Source organism: Streptomyces sp. NPDC107522 (assembly GCF_055657525.1).
This window is the reverse complement of sequence record NZ_JBVKAU010000005.1, coordinates 527,723-544,105: the sequence shown is the minus strand read 5'-3', so window position 1 is coordinate 544,105 and position 16,383 is coordinate 527,723. Positions and strand designations below refer to the sequence as shown.

Annotated in this window: 16 protein-coding genes; 8 read left to right on the top strand and 8 right to left on the bottom strand. The window is 72.4% G+C overall.

Annotated elements, in window-relative coordinates:
• Window positions 1–21: 21 nt before the first annotated feature.
• Window positions 22–3,696 (bottom strand): AfsR/SARP family transcriptional regulator, encoded by a 3,675-nt coding sequence (locus tag ACZ7L6_RS19670; RefSeq protein ID WP_471925477.1) that lies wholly within the window; start codon window positions 3,694–3,696, stop codon window positions 22–24.
• Window positions 3,697–3,720: 24 nt separating this feature from the next.
• Window positions 3,721–4,344 carry a DUF6578 domain-containing protein gene (locus tag ACZ7L6_RS19665; RefSeq protein ID WP_471925475.1) on the bottom strand — a complete coding sequence of 208 codons (624 nt, stop codon included), beginning with the start codon at window positions 4,342–4,344 and terminating at the stop codon, window positions 3,721–3,723.
• A gap of 94 nt (window positions 4,345–4,438) precedes the next feature.
• Here ACZ7L6_RS19665 and ACZ7L6_RS19660 point away from each other — a divergent pair, with 94 nt between their 5' ends.
• The gene (locus tag ACZ7L6_RS19660; RefSeq protein ID WP_471925473.1) at window positions 4,439–5,239 is read left to right on the top strand and encodes a site-2 protease family protein; all 801 of its coding nucleotides are present in this window, start codon (window positions 4,439–4,441) and stop codon (window positions 5,237–5,239) included.
• Here the strand turns inward: ACZ7L6_RS19660 and ACZ7L6_RS19655 are convergent.
• The 3 genes from ACZ7L6_RS19655 to ACZ7L6_RS19645 all read right to left on the bottom strand — a co-directional run bounded on the left by ACZ7L6_RS19655 (window position 5,229) and on the right by ACZ7L6_RS19645 (window position 7,314).
• The gene (locus tag ACZ7L6_RS19655; protein WP_471925471.1) at window positions 5,229–5,414 is read right to left on the bottom strand and encodes a hypothetical protein; all 186 of its coding nucleotides are present in this window, start codon (window positions 5,412–5,414) and stop codon (window positions 5,229–5,231) included. The two genes, ACZ7L6_RS19660 and ACZ7L6_RS19655, sit on opposite strands and share 11 nt — an antisense overlap.
• A gap of 63 nt (window positions 5,415–5,477) precedes the next feature.
• Window positions 5,478–6,203: an NADPH-dependent F420 reductase gene (gene npdG, locus ACZ7L6_RS19650; RefSeq protein ID WP_471925469.1), complete on the bottom strand. Its 726-nt coding sequence runs from the start codon at window positions 6,201–6,203 to the stop codon at window positions 5,478–5,480.
• Window positions 6,204–6,240: 37 nt separating this feature from the next.
• Entirely contained in the window at window positions 6,241–7,314 is a 1,074-nt protein-coding gene (locus ACZ7L6_RS19645; protein WP_471925467.1) for a sialidase family protein, read from the bottom strand.
• Between the two features lie 109 nt (window positions 7,315–7,423).
• On the opposite strand from ACZ7L6_RS19645, the gene ACZ7L6_RS19640 reads away from it, so the two are divergent.
• On the top strand, window positions 7,424–8,026 hold the full coding sequence (locus tag ACZ7L6_RS19640; protein WP_471925465.1) for a hypothetical protein: 603 nt from the start codon (window positions 7,424–7,426) through the stop codon (window positions 8,024–8,026).
• Window positions 8,027–8,105: 79 nt separating this feature from the next.
• Complete coding sequence (locus ACZ7L6_RS19635) at window positions 8,106–9,428, top strand: MFS transporter (protein WP_471925463.1); 1,323 nt, start codon at window positions 8,106–8,108, stop codon at window positions 9,426–9,428.
• 1 nt (window position 9,429) lies between these two features.
• Here ACZ7L6_RS19635 and ACZ7L6_RS19630 read toward each other — a convergent pair whose 3' ends face one another.
• Window positions 9,430–9,660 carry a hypothetical protein gene (locus ACZ7L6_RS19630; RefSeq protein WP_471925461.1) on the bottom strand — a complete coding sequence of 77 codons (231 nt, stop codon included), beginning with the start codon at window positions 9,658–9,660 and terminating at the stop codon, window positions 9,430–9,432.
• Window positions 9,661–9,729: 69 nt separating this feature from the next.
• On the opposite strand from ACZ7L6_RS19630, the gene map reads away from it, so the two are divergent.
• The gene (gene map / locus ACZ7L6_RS19625; RefSeq protein WP_471925459.1) at window positions 9,730–10,587 is read left to right on the top strand and encodes a type I methionyl aminopeptidase; all 858 of its coding nucleotides are present in this window, start codon (window positions 9,730–9,732) and stop codon (window positions 10,585–10,587) included.
• A gap of 133 nt (window positions 10,588–10,720) precedes the next feature.
• Window positions 10,721–11,368: a biliverdin-producing heme oxygenase gene (locus tag ACZ7L6_RS19620; protein WP_471925457.1), complete on the top strand. Its 648-nt coding sequence runs from the start codon at window positions 10,721–10,723 to the stop codon at window positions 11,366–11,368.
• 3 nt (window positions 11,369–11,371) lie between these two features.
• Here the strand turns inward: ACZ7L6_RS19620 and ACZ7L6_RS19615 are convergent, their stop codons facing one another.
• Window positions 11,372–12,055 (bottom strand): PhzF family phenazine biosynthesis protein, encoded by a 684-nt coding sequence (locus ACZ7L6_RS19615; RefSeq protein ID WP_471925455.1) that lies wholly within the window; start codon window positions 12,053–12,055, stop codon window positions 11,372–11,374.
• On the bottom strand, window positions 12,048–12,935 hold the full coding sequence (locus tag ACZ7L6_RS19610; RefSeq protein WP_471925453.1) for a hypothetical protein: 888 nt from the start codon (window positions 12,933–12,935) through the stop codon (window positions 12,048–12,050). Before ACZ7L6_RS19610 ends, ACZ7L6_RS19615 begins: the two co-directional genes overlap by 8 nt.
• Before the next feature lie 87 nt (window positions 12,936–13,022).
• On the opposite strand from ACZ7L6_RS19610, the gene ACZ7L6_RS19605 reads away from it, so the two are divergent.
• From ACZ7L6_RS19605 to efeO, 3 genes are all read left to right on the top strand, one after another.
• Window positions 13,023–14,093 (top strand): FecCD family ABC transporter permease, encoded by a 1,071-nt coding sequence (locus ACZ7L6_RS19605; protein WP_471925713.1) that lies wholly within the window; start codon window positions 13,023–13,025, stop codon window positions 14,091–14,093.
• Between the two features lie 138 nt (window positions 14,094–14,231).
• Window positions 14,232–15,050, top strand: a complete 819-nt coding sequence (locus ACZ7L6_RS19600) for a heme ABC transporter ATP-binding protein (RefSeq protein WP_471925451.1) — start codon at window positions 14,232–14,234, stop codon at window positions 15,048–15,050.
• 176 nt (window positions 15,051–15,226) lie between these two features.
• Window positions 15,227–16,381 (top strand): iron uptake system protein EfeO, encoded by a 1,155-nt coding sequence (gene efeO / locus ACZ7L6_RS19595; RefSeq protein WP_471925449.1) that lies wholly within the window; start codon window positions 15,227–15,229, stop codon window positions 16,379–16,381.
• Window positions 16,382–16,383: the final 2 nt, after the last annotated feature.

Below are 16,383 nucleotides of genomic sequence, written 5' to 3'. Positions count from 1 at the left end.
CCCGGTCCGTCTCGGTGCGCGTCAGATCAGGGCGGCGGCCTCCTGGGGGGAGAGGGCGCCGCCCTCCGCGTACGCCGACTCGTAGGCCTCGTCGCCCAGCACGGCACGGATGCGCTCCCTGGTCCGGTCGCGCACCTCGCGCTCGTGGAACGTCTCGACGTACGCGGGCGGCAGCCCCGCGTCGGCGGCGCCGAGGCAGCGGGCGGCGTCGCGGCCTCGGCCACCCTCGTCGAGGCCGGCGAGGGCATACGCGGCTGTGGTCAGGAACGCGGAGCGGATGTGCGGGGTGAGGGCCTCGGACAGCGGGTCCTCGGCCCGTTCCAAGGCGCGCAGGATCAGGTCGAGAGACCTTTCGCAGTGGCCGTCGACCGCGTCCAGCCACGCCTCGGCGCCGAGGATGTAGGCGTCGAAGACGACGAAGTGGGCGAGCTCGAACTGCTCGCGCAGCAGCCGGAGGTGCTCGCGCGCCTCGGGAACCCGGCCGGTCACACCGAGCCAGCCGGCCAGTATGAGCCGGGCGAAGGGCATCGACTGGTCGTTCGGGCCGGTCGCCCGGTCGATGACCTCGCGCAGCAGCCGCTCACCCTGCTCGGCCTCGCCCGCCTCGATGAGCACGCTGCCGAGTCGGGCGCTGAGGACGCCCGTGTGGGCATGGGCGCCGAGGCGTTCGGCGTGTTCGATCGCCGCCTCGTAGTCGGCTGCGGCCAGGCGGTAGTCGCCCTTCTTCTCCCGCGCCTCGGCGCGCGCGGCGTGCGCCTCCGCGGTGCCCCACAGATCACCGAGGCGGCCGTAGATGGCCAGCGACTCGTCGGCGTCGCGGGTGGCGTCACCGCTCCACTCGGTGCGGTTGGCGAGCAGATTGGCCCGCATCTGCAGGCCGGCGGCGAGGTCCCACTCGTATCCGGGCACACGGCGGCAGGTGTCGACGGCGGCGTCGACGATCTCCCGGACCCGCGCGATGTCCCCGGTGATCAGGACGGCGTAGAACCACAGGGAGCCGGGGAACCGGCAGCCCTGCGGGAGTCCGGGCGCGTACGTCTCGCCGATGATGCGCAGCTTCTGCCGCCGCTCGGGGGTCTGCCAGGCGTCCAGCTCCGTGTCCATGCAGGCGACATGCACCAGGTGGACGCCGCGGCGGGCCTCCGCGAGGACCTCGCCCGTCCAGGGCGGCGGCGTGGCCGTGCAGCGCTCCCACAGCGGGGCGGCGGGCCGGACGGGCTCGGTGAAGGGGTCGGGGCCGAGCTCCTGGACCTCCTGGCACCAGTTGCGGGCGAGGATGCGCTGGTCGCGCATCTGCCAGTACCAGGCCATCGACAGCACCAGGCACAGCGCTTCCTGCTCGTCGCGCAGGGCGACGGCGTGGTGCAAGGCGGCTCGGACGTTCTCGCTCTCGCGCTCCAGCCGTCCAATGGCGGCGAGTTGACCGGCGCCGCGCAGCAACGGCTCGGTGGTACGGGCGAGTTCGCGGTAGTACGTCAGATGCGCGCGCTCGGCCTCGCCGCGCCGCCCGCTCTCGTCGAGACGCTCGCCGGCGTACTCGGCGACGGTCTCCAGCAGCCGGTAGCGCATCTCCCCGTCCCCCGAAGGGGCGGCCACCACCAGGGACTTGTCCACGAGCGAGCCGAGCGCCTCCAGCGCGACGGGCCCGCACACGGCCTCGGCGGCGGCGAGATCGCACCCGCCGGCGAACACGGACAGCCGCCGCAGCACCTCCCGTTCGCCCTCGTCCAGCAGCTCCCAGGACCAGTCGACGACGGCCCGCAGGGTCTGCTGGCGGGGCAGCACGGTGCGGCTGCCCGAGGTGAGCAGCCGGAAGCGGTCGTCGAGCCGGTCGGCGATCTGCCGCGGGGTCAGCACGCGGAGGCGGGCGGCCGCGAGCTCGATGGCGAGGGGCAGCCCGTCGAGCCGCCGGCAGATCTCCGCGCACGCCTCCGGATCGTCCCCGATCCGGAACCCGGGCCTCGCCGCGGCTCCCCGGTCGGCGAGCAGCTTCAGCGCCACCGGCTCCGGCAGCGGCTCCACGGGCCGCAGCAACTCCCCTGGTACGCCGAGGGGTTCACGGCTCGTCGCGAGCACCGTCAGCTCCGGGCACCGCTCCAGCAGCTCCTCCACGAGGCGGGCGGCGGCCTCGACGACGTGCTCGCAGTTGTCGAGGATCAGCAGCATGCGGCGCTTCGCGCAGTGCTCGGCGAGCCGCTCGACGGGGTCGTCGTGCCGGTCGGACCCGGCGCGCATCGCCTCGGCCCCGGCGCCGTACAGCACGGTCTCGCGGGCGCCGACGGCGGTGAGCACGGCCTCCGGCACGGCCTGCGGGTCGTCGACCGGCGCGAGCTCGGCCAGCCACACCCCGTCCGGGGCGGCATCCCGCACGGTCTCACCGGCCTCCTGCGACAACCGTGTCTTCCCGGCACCGCCGGGACCGAGCAGGGTGACGAGCCGGGCGGCACCGAGGTCACCACGGATGGCCTCGATGTCCGCTTCCCGGCCGACGAAGGAGGTGAGACGGGCGCGGAGGTTGCCGGTGGGTGGCGGTGGGGCGGGGACGGAGGCAGGGGATTCACCGTGGACGGACGGGGCGTTGAGCGTATGGGGCCGGCCGGGCGCGACCGTGGGGCGGGCATCGCGGCCGGCGGGAACGACCGGGCCGCCCGGGAAGCCCTGTATGCGCACCTCACCGGACTCGGCCGGAGCACGGGCATCGGGGTCGGCGGGAACCCCGGGGCCGGTCGACGTGCCGGAGGTACGCGAGCCTGTGCCGTGCGGCGCCCCGGGCGCACCCGGGCCTGCGGCGGCCGCCGTGTCGGACACGCCCGTGTCTGCACCCCCGGCCCCGGGTCGGCGGACCTCCGCGTCGGTGTCGCCGTGCGGCCGGGCCTCCTGCCCGTCGTGCTCGGCCCGCGGCGCGCCATGGGCGGGTCGCAGTCCCTCGCGCGTGCGCGGACCGGCCCCTCCTCTGTGCGCATCCACTCCTGGCCGGAGCAACTCCCCGTGCAGCGCCCGCAGTTCCGGCCCCGGGTCGGAGCCGAGCCGGTCCGCCAGCAGTCGTCGTACGTCCTCGTAGGCGACCAGGGCCTCCGCCGTGCGGCCCGCGTCGCGCAGGGCGCGCAGGCGCAGGGCCTGGAGGGGCTCGTCCAGGGGGTGCGTGTCGCACAGGGCGGTCAGCTCGGGGAGGGACTCGTCGGCGCGGCCGAGGGCGAGGGCGGCGGTGTGCCGGGCGCGCAGGGCGTCGAGGCGGCGGGTCTCCCAGCGGGCCGACTCGGCGGTGCGGTCGGGGAGGTCGGCGAGGGCGGGGCCGTGCCACAGGGCGAGGGCGTCGTCCAGGACGACCGCCGCCTTGGCGGGGTCGCCGTCGGCCAACGCGCGCGTGCCCTCGCCGGCGAGGCGTTCGAAGCGGTACAGGTCGATGTCGTCGGGCGCGGCGGCGAGGCGGTAGCCGCCGTCCACCGAGGCGACGGCATCCGCGCCGAGGGCCCTGCGCAGCCGCCCGACCAACGCCTGCAGCGCCGCCGTGGCATCGGCGGGCGAATCCCCGTCCCACACCTCGTCGACCAGCACGCTCACGGGCACGGTACGTCCGCCCCGCAGCGCCAGCACGGTCAGCAGAGCACGCAACCGCGCTCCGCCCACCGGAACGGGGGTGCCGTCGGGGCGGAGCGCCTGGGTGGTGCCGAGGATGCGATAGCGCACGGGGTCCATTGTCTCCGGTCGGTCAGGGGGAGGTCACAGGGTGGGGCGGGGCGGGGAGATCGTGACGGATCGTGAGGCGCCGTGGTCGTCTCGCATCCCGGCATCGGTCGTCCCCTCGTCCGGCACCTCCAGCGTCACCACCATCCCCGCCTCCAGCGACCGCCGCCCCCGCTCCCCCGGCATCCCGTCGGCGAACCACTTCGGGCACTCGTCCACCGACCGCAGCCGCCGCGCCCCGGGCCCCCTCACCGGCTCCCAGGACCGCGAGCCCGGTGCCGTCTCCGCGTACTGCTGGATCACCACCCGCACCGCCCGTACGCGACCGCTCGCCTCGGGCCACTCGCCGCCGTGCGTCTCCACCGCGAGGAGGCCGACCAGCCGGACCCGGTCCCCCGGGCCGACATCGGCGCCGGTCTCCCCGCCCAAGGCCACCGTGAGCCCCGTCTCGTCCCGCAGGACCCGCACCGAGCCGCCCCCGTCCCCCTGCAGTTCCTCCACCGGTCCCACGATCTTGGAGAGCTCGTCGTCCCAGCCGCCCCCGAGCGCCTCGTCCGCGTCCGTGAACAGCAGCGGCCAGCTCACCTCGTCGCCCACCCTGAACGGCGTACCGCAGCACTCCATCTGCCAGTCCTCGTAGAAGACATGCCAAAGCCCCATGCCCCCACCCTCCACGGAACCACCGCTCACCGCGAGACGTTTTCCCGGTACGGTCGGGCAGGCCCGACGTCCCGTCCCCCAGGAGCCGCTCCTCATGACCACCGCCCTCAGCCGCCGCAGCGACCGGCGGATCAGCCCCGTCTTCGTCGGGATCCTGGCCGTCACGGCGGTGACGGGCTGGGCCACCTGGACCGGGTTCGCCGAGCAGCCCGGTGTCGCCGTGTTCCTGTTCGTGACCGCCGCCTGGATCGTGTCCCTGTGTCTGCACGAGTACGCACACGCGCGTACGGCCCTGCACAGCGGCGACATCTCGGTCGGGGCGAAGGGCTATCTCACGCTCAACCCGCTGAAGTACACGCACGCGCTGCTCAGCATCGTGCTGCCCGTCATCTTCGTGATCATGGGCGGCATCGGCCTCCCCGGCGGCGCCGTCTTCATCGAGCGCGGGCGGATCCGGGGGCGCTGGCGGCACAGTCTGATCTCGGCGGCGGGACCCTTGACCAACGTCCTCTTCGCCGTCGTCTGCACCGCCCCGTTCTGGCTGGACGCGCTCGACGGTGTCCCGCGGGACTTCCGTTTCGCGCTCGCCTTCCTCGCGCTGCTGCAGGTCACGGCCGCGATCCTGAACTTCCTGCCGGTCCCGGGCCTCGACGGCTACGGCGTGATCGAGCCCTGGCTGTCGCAGAACATCAAGCGCCAGGTGGAGCCGTTCGCCCCGTTCGGCCTGCTGTTCGTGTTCGCGCTGCTGTGGGTGCCGTCGGTCAACGGCGCGTTCTTCGACGCGATCGACGCCGTCCTGCGCGGTCTGGGAATCAGCGACTTCGAGACGTACTGCGGCTACGACCTGTTCCGCTTCTGGCAGGACACGAACGAGCTCTGCTCGATCAGCTCGTGACCGAGCCCCGCCGGGCGTCCCTGGAGCGCTTGACGTAGTACCACGTCATGTTCGACGAGAGCCCGGCCAGCAGCACCCACACGATCCCGAGCCAGCTGCCCTGGGCGAAGGACACGACCGCCGCGGCCACGGAGAGCACGCAGACGATGAGGGTGTAGTAGGCGAGGCGGGACATGGGGTCGGCTCCTGTCGGGGGACACTGCTGCACTGCTTGTGCCGACCAGTGTCCCCCATCGGCTCACACGTCCGTGACGCGGAGCCCGGCGTGTGCCTTGTACCGGCGGTTCACCGAGATCAGGTTCGCGACCAGCGACTCCACCTGGTGGGCGCCTCGCAGCCGCCCCGCGAAGATGCCGCGCATGCCGGGGATACGGCCGGCCAGGGCCTGGACGATCTCGACGTCCGCCCGCACCTCGCCGAGGACCATCACGTCCGTGTCGATCTCGTCGATCTCCGGGTCCTGGAGCAGGACCGCCGACAGGTGGTGGAAGGCCGCCGTCACCCGGGAGTCCGGCAGCAGGGCGGCGGCCTGCTCGGCGGCGCTGCCCTCCTCCGGCTTGAGCGCGTAGGCGCCCTTCTTGTCGAAGCCGAGCGGGTTGACGCAGTCGACGACCAGCTTGCCGGCCAGCTCCTCGCGCAGCGCTTCGAGGGTCTTGCCGTGGCCCTCCCACGGCACGGCGACGATCACGATGTCGCTGCGCCGCGCGCACTCGGCGTTGTCGGCGCCCTCGATGCCGTGCCCGAGCTCCTCGGCGGCGGCCCGGGCACGCTCGGCGGCTCGCGAACCGATGATCACCTTCTGGCCGGCCCTGGCGAGCCGGTAGGCGAGGCCCTTGCCCTGCGGCCCGGTCCCGCCGAGCACGCCGACGACGAGCCCGGAGACGTCGGGAAGGTCCCAGGGGTCCTTGGCCGGGGCCTTCGCGGGGGCGTCGGTGGCCTGCTGTGCACTGTCGGTAGAGGTCATGGGCCGACCTTACGTCCGTCCCGCGCACCCCAGCCCGTCAGGTGAGCCGCGTCACCGGCACCCGCCGGAAGGTGACGGTCTCGTACGGGCCGAAGTCGCCGGTCTCGTAGAGGAGTCCGACGGTGGCGGCGTCGATCCGTACGAGGTCCGAGTAGGCGGCGGGCAGCCCGTCGACCGTGTGCACGGGCCGCCAGGTGGTGCCGCCGTCGGTGGAGGCGCGGATGGTCATCAGGGCGCGGGCGGCCGGGTCGGCGGGTCCGGAGAAGAGCAGCACGTCGGGGTCGCGGAGCTGGAGCACGCTGCCCTCGCAGATGGGGGCGACGAGGCCGGCCTGCGGACGGAAGGGCTTGATCAACGTCCGTCCGCCGTCCGCGGAGTGGGCGTCGGCGCGGTTGCCGGGGGACGGGGAGTCGTTGCGGGTGTTGAAGTAGACGCGGCCGTCGGGGAGTTCGGCGGCGGTGGTCTCGTTGACGTTGACGTAGCCGTCGGTGTTCTCGTCGATGTAGCCGAGGTACCAGGTGGCGCCGCGGTCGTCGCTGAGCAGACAGTGGCCGCTGTTGTACCTGGCCTCGGTGCCGATGTCGTCGCCGGTGGGCGGGATGGTGTGGTTGGCGGGGACGACCACCCGGCCGGTGCTCAGCTGGATCGCATGGCCGGGCGTGGTGGCGTACCAGCGCCACCCCGGCTTCTTCACCTGCGCGGTGATCTCCTTGGAGCTCGACCAGGTGAGGCCGTCGTCGTCGCTGTGGCGCACCCATATCCGGCGGCCGTCGGCGTCGCTCACCTCGCCGCGCAGGATGGCGTCCTCGGTGGCGGTGGCGTGGTTGCGGATGTGGACGAGCAGGACGCGGCCGGTGTCGAGGACGACGGGGGCGGGATTGCCGGCGAGGTGCCAGTTGTTGTCGGCGACCACCTTGAGCGGGCCCCAGGTGCGGCCGCCGTCCGTCGACCGCTTCAGCACGATGTCGATGTGCCCGTGGTCGCGGGCGGAGTCGACCCGACCCTCGCAGAAGGCGAGCACCGTGCCCTGGAGGCTGACGACGACGGCCGGGATACGGAAGGAGGCGTACCCCGCCTCGCCCGCACGGAAGGGGACGCTGGTCTCGGTCATGGTCGGACTCCTCAAGCCTGGCCGCCGGGGCCCCTCTGCTTCCCCATGCCGGGCGAATTCGAGGTGAACTCGGGGTCACGAGTGTTCGGTTGCGGCAGGATGCGGTCGTATGGACGCCGTACGTGTCGCGTTGCTCCGTGAAGTGCTCGCCGGGACCGAGTGGTTGGGGTCCACGCGACGGTTCGCGGGGGCGTTGCGGGCGTCGGCGGTGGCGCACGGGGGCGGGCTGCTGCTGGTCGGCACGCCGGAGTACGAGCCGTGGCATCTGGCGGCCCACCTGGTGGACGAGGCCGCGTGGTCGGGGACGCCGGAGCTGGCCCCGACCCTCGTACGGCATGGCGCGCGTGCCTCTGATCCGGCGCATCTGGCGGTGGGCCTGGGACGGTTGGCGGCGGCGCGGCGCGGGGAGACGCTGCTCGTGGTGTCGCCGGGCGGGCCCGGGGCACCGCTGCTGGAACGGGTGCACGACGCCCGGCAGGCCGGGGCGACGGTGCTGACGCTCGGTGCCGAGGAGCGGGAGTTGACGGCCCTGGCGCATGAGGCGCTGTCCGTGCCGGAGGGCGCGGAGCTGGACCTGGACACGGTGCAGCACCTGGTCAGCGCGGCGGCCGGGGAGAACGCACTGCCCTCTCCGAGGGGGCGCCGGCGCTTCCGTGACCGTCTGGCCCAGCTGGCGGAGCTGCTGACGGCACCGCCGCCTGCGCGCTGGTGACACCGGCCACCCGGCTCGTCCCTCACCAGGCTCACCCGCTGGCAAAACCGGTTGCCTCCGGCTCCGGCCCCACCCGAACATGCCCCTCGTGACCTCCGTGCTGCCCGACCTCGCGCCCTGGCGGGCCTCCGCCGACTTCCGCAGGTTGTGGCTCGCCGGGCTGATCTCGTCCTTCGGCAGTTTCCTGACCTTCGTCGCGCTGCCCGTGCAGATCAAGGAGCTGACCGGTTCGGCCGCGGCGGTCGGGGCGATCGGGGCCGTGGAGCTGGTGCCGCTGGTCGTGTTCGGGCTGTACGGGGGCGCGCTCGCCGACGCGCTCGACAAGCGGAAGCTGATCGTGTGGACGGAGGCCGGGCAGGCGGTGCTGAGCGCGGCGCTGCTGGTCAACGCGCTGCTGCCGAGCCCGGCCGTGTGGCCGCTGTTCGCCGTCGCCGCCCTGTCCTCCGCCCTCGTCTCGGTGCAGCGCCCGGCACTGGACGCCCTGTGGCCCCGGATCGTGGCTCACGAGCACCTCCCGGCCGCCGCCTCGCTGAACGCGCTGCGCTGGCAGGTCGGCGGCGTGGCGGGCCCGGCCCTGGCCGGCGTCGTCGTGGCGTACGCGGGGCTCGGCTGGGCCTACGGCGCGGACCTGCTGACCTTCGTCGCCTCCGTCCTGCTCACCCTCGGCATCGCCCCCTCCCCCGCCTCCCACACGGCGGCGAAGCCGTCCCTCAAGGCCATCGCCGAGGGCGCCCGGTACGCCTGGAGCCGCAAGGAGCTCCTCGGTACGTACGTCATCGACATCGCGGCGATGCTCTTCGCGATGCCGCTCGCCGTACTGCCGTTCCTCGCGGACGAGTTGGCCGCCCCGTGGTCGCTGGGCCTGATGTACGCGGCCGTCCCGGCCGGCGCGATGCTGGTGAGCCTGACCAGCGGCTGGACGTCGCGGGTGCACCGGCACGGGCGGGCCGTCGTCGTGTCGGCCGCGCTGTGGGGCGTGGCGATCGCGGCGGCCGGCGTCTCCCGGAACGTCTGGCTGGTGCTGCTGTTCCTGACGCTGGGCGGCGCCGCCGACATGGTCAGCGGCATCTTCCGCGGGGTGATGTGGAACCAGACGATCCCGGACGAGCTGCGCGGCCGGCTCGCCGGGATCGAGCTGCTGTCGTACTCGGTCGGCCCGCAGCTCGGCCAGACCTACGTGGGTGGCGTCGCCGCCTGGAAGGGTGTCAGGACGTCCGTCTGGTCGGGCGGGCTGCTGTGTGTGGGTGCGGTGGGGCTGCTGGCGCTGTGTCTGCCGAAGCTGATGTCGTACGACGCGCGCACGAACGAGCACGCGGTACGGGTGCGGGAGCAGCGGGCGGCGGCAGCGGGAACCGCACCGGCACCGCCATCGGCGCCTGCATCGGCGCCCGTGGAGGGCTGATTCAGTCCTCGTCCGCCGGGCCGGCCGGGGCGTCGTGCCAGCGGGGGTCGTTCTCCCACTCGAGATTGCGCTCGCGCGCGAGGTCCATCGCGTGCTGGGCCTCTTCCCGGGAGGCGTACGGCCCGAAGCGGTCCTTGGCGGGGCACTCCGGCCCCTCCTCGACCTTCTTGTGCACGAGGCAGTAGTACCACTCCCCCGGCTTCCCGACCGTCCGCTTCTTGAACAGGGCCATGACCGGCTCCTTTCGCCTGGGCTCGCCACGGACATCGTCCCCCATGGCCGCTGTCTTAGACTCGCTGGCATGTCTGGCCAGTCGCTGCTCGTCCCAGGGGAGCTCTCTCCCACCCGTTCCGTGCCCGGAAACATCCGCCGCCCCGAGTACGTCGGCAAGCCCGCGCCGACGCCGTACTCGGGTCCGGAGGTGCAGACCCCGGAGACCATCGAGGCGATGCGTGTCGCCGGCCGGATCGCCGCGCAGGCGATGGCCGAGGCGGCGAAGCTGATCGCCCCCGGTGTGACGACGGACGAGCTGGACAAGGTGGCGCACGAGTTCATGTGCGACCACGGCGCCTACCCCTCGACGCTCGGCTACCGCGGCTTCCCCAAGTCCCTGTGCACCTCGCTCAACGAGGTGATCTGCCACGGCATCCCGGACTCCACGGTGCTGCGCGACGGCGACATCATCAACCTCGACGTGACGGCGTACATCGGCGGGGTGCACGGTGACAACAACGCCACGTACCTGGTGGGTGACGTCGACGAGGAGAGCCGCCTGCTGGTGGAGCGCACCCGCGAGTCCCTCAACCGCGCGATCAAGGCGGTCAGGCCGGGCCGCCAGATCAATGTGATCGGCCGGGTGATCGAGTCGTACGCGAAGCGCTTCGGCTACGGAGTGGTCCGCGACTTCACGGGCCACGGCATCAACTCGTCCTTCCACTCGGGCCTGATCATCCCGCACTACGACAGCCCGCACGCGACCACGGTGATGCAGCCCGGCATGACCTTCACGATCGAGCCGATGCTGACGCTCGGGACCCACGAGTACGACATGTGGGACGACGGCTGGACGGTCGTCACCAAGGACCGGAAGCGGACGGCCCAGTTCGAGCACACGCTGGTGGTGACGGAGACAGGGGCGGAGATCCTGACGCTCCCCTGATCACCGATCCGGTCACCGATCACGGATCACCGAGCCCGCCCTGCCAGGGCGGGCTTTCTCTTGTACGCTTTTACCGACAGAGTGTCGGCAAGGCTATTGACTTAGGTTAGCCTTACCTTAGAGGATATGGCTCATGGACTCCTTCTCGACACTCATCCGCACGGCGTCCCATGAACAGCACGTCGAGGCCGAGACCTCGACGTTCATGAGCGACCTGCTCGGCGGACGGCTCGGCGTCGACGCGTACGCGCGGTACACCGAGCAGCTGTGGTTCGTGTACGAGGCGCTGGAGGCCGGGGCCGAGCGGCTGGCGGCGGATCCGGTGGCGGGCCCCTTCGTCCGGCCGGAGCTGTTCCGGTTGCCGGCGCTGGAGCGGGACCTGGCGCATCTGCGGGGTCCGGGCTGGCGGGCGGGGCTGTCTTCGCTCCCGGCGACGCGGACGTATGCGGACCGGGTGCGCGAGTGCGCCGAGCGCTGGCCGGGCGGCTACATCGCCCACCACTACACCCGCTACCTCGGCGACCTCTCCGGCGGCCAGATCATCCGCGACAAGGCGGAGAAGACATGGGGCTTCGCAAGGAAGGGCGACGGGGTCCGGTTCTACGTCTTCGAGCAGGTCCCCAACCCGGCGGCGTTCAAGCGGGGTTACCGGGAACTGCTGGACGCCGTCCACGCCGACGACCTGGAGAAGCAGCGGATCGTGGCGGAGTGCAAGAAGGCGTTCGCCCTCAACACGGCCGTGTTCCGGGCGCTGGGCGAGGAGTTCCCGCTGACCGCCTGAGCCTCAGCGCTCCAGGAAGACCCGCCCGCCGACCTCCACCCAGCCCCCGGGCTGCGGTGCGGTGAGGATCTGCGACCCGGCCCCTTGCGTGATGTTGAGGGCGCGACCCAGCCGGTCCGTGAGCAGCAGTGCCGCCGCGCCCGTGGCCTCGTCCTCCTCGATGCCGTCGGCACGGCCGGGGAAGGCCCGGGCCCTGACACGTCCGGCCGCCTCGTCCTCCCAGGCCCAGGCATAGATCCTCCCCCAGACTTCGTCCGGGGGGACCCCCATCTCGCTTCGCTCGCCAGGCGGCGGGACGTCCAGGTCGTCGACCTCGGCTGCCGTCGCGTACTGCCGCAGGGCGCGCGGCGGGGCCCACTCCGCCCGCGCCTCGATCCAGCTGAACTCCCCGTCCAGCCGCGCCCCCACCACGCCGGCCGGGGTGACCAGTTCGGGCACGTCGAGCAGCCAGGCCGTACCGACGCAGGGGTGACCGGCGAAGGGCAACCGCAGAGTCGGCGTATAGATGTCGATGACCCCGCGCTCGGGGTCGTCGACGAACACGGTCTCACTGAACCCCAGCTTGGCCGCGAACGCCTGCCGGTCGCTCCGCTCGGGCATCACCGATCCTTCACGGACGACGCCGAGTTCGTTGCCGTATCCGCCCTTGGGGCCGCAGAAGACGCGCAGGACGTCGTAGTCAGTCACGGGGGAATTCAAGCATCGCGCGGGCGGCGAGGTCGTCCCAGGCGGGGGCTCCGCCGGGGAGGGGCGAGAAGCGAGTGGGGGGCGCACCGTAGGGCAGCGAGGCGATCGTGTCGGCGTACGCCCGTTCCATGGTGGCCCGTCGGCGTTCCGCGCCCGGATCGCCGGAGCGTGCCTCCAGCTGTTGCATACGGTGCTCGTGCCCCGCGGTCACCTCTGCGGCCGCCCGCTTCCAGCCCTCCTCGTCGGGCACTCGGCTCAGCTCCACGCACTCCGGCACCCCTCCCTCCGCCAGCGCCGCCACCGCCCGGTCGTGGCCGTCGAGGATCACCCAACCGTCGAGGAAGGTCACCCACCACAGCAGGACGGGCGCGAGGGTGCCCTCGCGGGCATGCTTGCGGTAGGCCCTCACCCGCCCGGCGTCCGGCGGCGAGAGCGGGCGCAAGGGGAGGACTCCGTGCCAGCCGCCCCCGCAGTACAACTCGAGCCGACCGGTCGGCCAGTCCCGTACGAAGTCCTCGGTCCAGACGCCCGGCTGGAAGACCGTCCGCCGGGCCAGCTCCCAGCGGCCGTCCTCCAAGGGGCTCCCGTCCGCCTGCTCCAGCCAACGGGCGAACTGGTGCGTCCAGTTGACGGACGATCGCATGGTCGCCGAACGCAGGCGCGGCAGCGGCGAGCGGTGGCCCTCGAGGCGGTGCAGATGGAGCTCCGGGCAGCAGCCCTCACCCACCGACCGGCCCAGCAACAGCGGCCGCTCCCCCTGCCGCAGCAGTATCCGGCCGCCGCCCGCCGTCTCGAAGCGCAACGACGGCGGCCCGGGCCGGCCCGACACGGCCAGCACCAGTCCGCCTCCCGGCAGAAACTCCCTGGTCCCCCTCTTCACGGCGACCAGTGTGCCGCAGCAACGGCCTTGCCCATCAACCATCAGCGAACAAAGGTAAGGCTAACCTAAACTATCCGCGTGACCGTACTGGAAGAGGCCGCCCCCGAGACCATCCCGGCCACCCGACGCCCCAGACGCCGCCCCTGGCTCCTGACCACCGCCCTGATCGTCGCCCTCCTCACCCTGATCCCGATCGCCGCAGCCATCGGCGCCTACCCAATCCCCGTCGGTGACGTCCTCGCCTCCCTGCAGCACCGCATCGGACTCGGTGGCGCGGAGCTCGACCGGGTCGCCGAGTCGGTGCTCTGGAGCGTGCGGTTCCCGCGCATTGTGCTGGCGTTGCTCATCGGGGCTTCCCTCGGTTGTGCCGGTGCGCTGATGCAGGGCGTGTTCGGCAACCCGCTCGCCGAACCCGGCGTCATCGGCGTCTCGTCGGGCGCGGCGGTCGGCGCGGTCGGTGCGATCGCGCTCGGTGTCGGCTTTCTCGGGACCTGGACGGTCTCCGTGTTCGCCTTCGTCGCCGGGCTCGGCACCGTCCTGCTCGTGTACGCGATGTCACGCTCGGGCGGCCGTACGGAAGTCGTCACGCTCATCCTCACCGGCATCGCGGTGAACGCCTTCGGCGGAGCGGTGATCGGGCTGTTCCTGTTCTTCGCGGACGCCGCGGCCATCCAGCAGATCACCTTCTGGCAGCTCGGCTCGCTCTCCCAGGCGACCTGGCCGAAGGTGCTGGCCGTGCTGCCGTGCGCGGCACTCGGGCTGGCCGTCGCGCCGCTGTACGCCCGCCGGCTGGACCTGCTGGCGCTGGGCGAGCGGCCCGCGCGGCATCTGGGCGTGGACGTGGAGCGGTTGCGGATCGTCCTCGTGCTCGTCATCGCGCTGCTGACGGCGGCCGCCGTGAGCGTCTCCGGAATCATCGGCTTCGTCGGCCTCGTCGTGCCGCATCTGCTGCGGATGGCCGCGGGCCCCGGGCACCGGTTCCTGGTGCCGGGCAGTGCTCTGCTCGGAGCGGTGGTGCTTCTCGCCGCGGACCTTGCGTCCCGCACGATCGCGGCGCCCGCGGAGCTGCCTCTCGGGGTGCTGACGGCGCTGCTCGGGAGTCCGTTCTTCTTCTGGCTTCTGCGTAGGACTCGGCGGCGACAAGGGGGGTGGGCCTAAGGGTCGTATGCCGACTGCGGGTGTGGGGGGGGCTTGTCGCGCCCGCGCGGCGGAGCCGCAAATCGACACAGCCCCGCGCCCCTGAGGGACGTCGGCCCACCCGGCGATGACATCCGACCCGCTGCTGAAGGACCTCCCATGAGCTTGCTCCGCCTGCGCCCCACGCCTCCGTCACCCGTCACCCCCGGAGACGTCGTCGCAGAAGCCCAGGACCTCCACGTCCGCCTCGGCACCCGTCTCGTCCTCCAAGGCGTCTCCGTCGCCGCCCGCGCCGGCGAGGTGCTCGCCCTCGTCGGCCCCAACGGCGCCGGGAAGTCGACCCTGTTGAGCGCGCTGGCCGCCGATCTCCCGGCCGCCGAGGGTGTCGTACGGATCCACGGGCGTCCGGCGGCCGGCTGGTCCGCCGCCGAACTGGCCCTGCGTCGGGCGGTGCTGCCGCAGGCGGCGACGCTCTCGTTTCCCTTCGCGGTGGAGGACGTCGTGCGGATGGGCCGCGCACCGCACGCCTCCTCGCCCGCGGAGGACGACCTCGCCGTGGCCGAGGCGATGGCCGCCACCGAGGTGAGCGCCTTCGCCGGACGGCCGTTCTCCGCGCTCAGCGGCGGCGAGCGGGCCCGGGTGGCGTTCGCGCGGGTGCTCGCCCAGCGCGCCCCGCTCCTGCTGCTCGACGAGCCGACGGCGGCGCTGGACCTCCGGCACCAGGAGCTGGTGTTGAGGGTGTGCCGGGAGCGAGCGCGGGCGGGGGGCGCGGTGGTCGTCGTGCTGCACGATCTGGGGCTCGCTGCGGCCTACGCGCACCGGGTCGCGCTGCTGTGCGCCGGTCGGGTCGCGGCCGGGGGTCCGCCGGCCGAGGTGTTCGAGGAGCGGCTGCTGTCGGAGGTGTACCAGCAGCCGGTCGAGGTGTTCCCGCATCCGAGGACCGGGGCCGTGCTCATCACTCCGAAGCGGCTTGCTTGACCGCCCCTTGACCGGGCCATGGGGGCTGTTTTGGGCCACCGTGATCAAGCTGTGCTCGTACGCCGCCAATGAGAGAAGCTTCACTGGACGTACCGGTTTTGGTGAGGTAAGCCTCAGATAAGTTTGGGCAACCTCACCTTATCTGTGTGCCCGCTAGGTACCTCCTTGGAGCCGAAATGCGCCCCTTCAGACTGTCCGCCGTAGCCGCCGCCACGACCGTGGCGGCGCTCACCGCCGTCACCGGCTGCACCGAGAAAGGCAGCTCGGAGGGCGGCGACCGGGTCATCAACGTGATCGCGGCGGACGACAAGTGCGACGTGTCGAAGAAGGAGTTTCCGGCCGGGCACGTCGAGCTCGCCATCGAGAACAAGGGCTCCAAGGTCACCGAGGTCTACATCCTCTTCCCGGACGACCGCATCGTCACCGAGCGCGAGAACATAGGCCCCGGCACCAAGCAGACCGTCACTGCGGAGGTGAAGGCGGGCAACTACACGATCGCCTGCAAGCCCGGCATGAAGGGCGACGGCATCCGGCAGACCGTCAAGGCCACCGGCGGGGGCGCCGCCGCCAAGCGCGACCCGCGCCTGGACAAGGCCGTCGCCGCCTACCGCGAGTACGCGCAGGAGCAGGCCGACCAGACCCTGCCGCTCGCCGAGACCTTCGCCAAGGCGGTCAAGGACGGCGACATCGAGGCCGCGAAGAAGGCCTACGCCCCCTCCCGCATCGGCTGGGAGCGCACCGAGCCGGTCGCCGAGTCCTTCGGCGACATCGACCCGAAGGTCGACGTCCGCGAGGACGGCCTGGAGGCCGGCCAGGACCCGGAGAAGGACTGGACCGGCTGGCACCGCCTGGAGCGCTCGCTCTGGAAGGACAAGAAGATCGGCGACCGCGAGAAGGAGCTCGCCGACCAGCTGATCACCGACCTGAAGGACTGGCAGGAGCGGGTCGGCAAGGCCGAGATCACCCCGACCTCCATGGCCAACGGCGCCAAGGAGCTGCTCGACGAGGTCGCCACCGGCAAGGTCACCGGCGAGGAGGAGCGCTACTCGCACACCGACCTGGTCGACTTCAAGGCCAACGTCGAGGGCGCGCAGAAGGCGTACGAGCTGCTGAAGCCGGTCGCCAAGGAGAACGACCAGGCGCTGGTCACCGAGCTCGACAAGCAGTTCACCGCGCTGAACACGCTGCTCGACAAGTACCGCGCGGACAAGGACTCGTACGACTTCGTCTCCTACGACAAGGTCACCGAGGCCCAGCAGAAGGAGCTGTCGGACGGCGTCAACGCCCTTGCGGAGCCGCTGTCCAAGCTCGCCGCCGCCGTCGCGAAGTAACC

Coding starts and splice junctions, on each gene's coding strand:
- ACZ7L6_RS19670 (WP_471925477.1), bottom strand. CDS start 3,696: ATGGACCCCGTGCGCTATCGCATCCTCGGCACCACCCAGGCGCTCCGC.
- ACZ7L6_RS19665 (WP_471925475.1), bottom strand. CDS start 4,344: ATGGGGCTTTGGCATGTCTTCTACGAGGACTGGCAGATGGAGTGCTGC.
- ACZ7L6_RS19660 (WP_471925473.1), top strand. CDS start 4,439: ATGACCACCGCCCTCAGCCGCCGCAGCGACCGGCGGATCAGCCCCGTC.
- ACZ7L6_RS19655 (WP_471925471.1), bottom strand. CDS start 5,414: ATGTCCCGCCTCGCCTACTACACCCTCATCGTCTGCGTGCTCTCCGTG.
- npdG (WP_471925469.1), bottom strand. CDS start 6,203: ATGACCTCTACCGACAGTGCACAGCAGGCCACCGACGCCCCCGCGAAG.
- ACZ7L6_RS19645 (WP_471925467.1), bottom strand. CDS start 7,314: ATGACCGAGACCAGCGTCCCCTTCCGTGCGGGCGAGGCGGGGTACGCC.
- ACZ7L6_RS19640 (WP_471925465.1), top strand. CDS start 7,424: ATGGACGCCGTACGTGTCGCGTTGCTCCGTGAAGTGCTCGCCGGGACC.
- ACZ7L6_RS19635 (WP_471925463.1), top strand. CDS start 8,106: ATGCCCCTCGTGACCTCCGTGCTGCCCGACCTCGCGCCCTGGCGGGCC.
- ACZ7L6_RS19630 (WP_471925461.1), bottom strand. CDS start 9,660: ATGGCCCTGTTCAAGAAGCGGACGGTCGGGAAGCCGGGGGAGTGGTAC.
- map (WP_471925459.1), top strand. CDS start 9,730: ATGTCTGGCCAGTCGCTGCTCGTCCCAGGGGAGCTCTCTCCCACCCGT.
- ACZ7L6_RS19620 (WP_471925457.1), top strand. CDS start 10,721: ATGGACTCCTTCTCGACACTCATCCGCACGGCGTCCCATGAACAGCAC.
- ACZ7L6_RS19600 (WP_471925451.1), top strand. CDS start 14,232: ATGAGCTTGCTCCGCCTGCGCCCCACGCCTCCGTCACCCGTCACCCCC.
- efeO (WP_471925449.1), top strand. CDS start 15,227: ATGCGCCCCTTCAGACTGTCCGCCGTAGCCGCCGCCACGACCGTGGCG.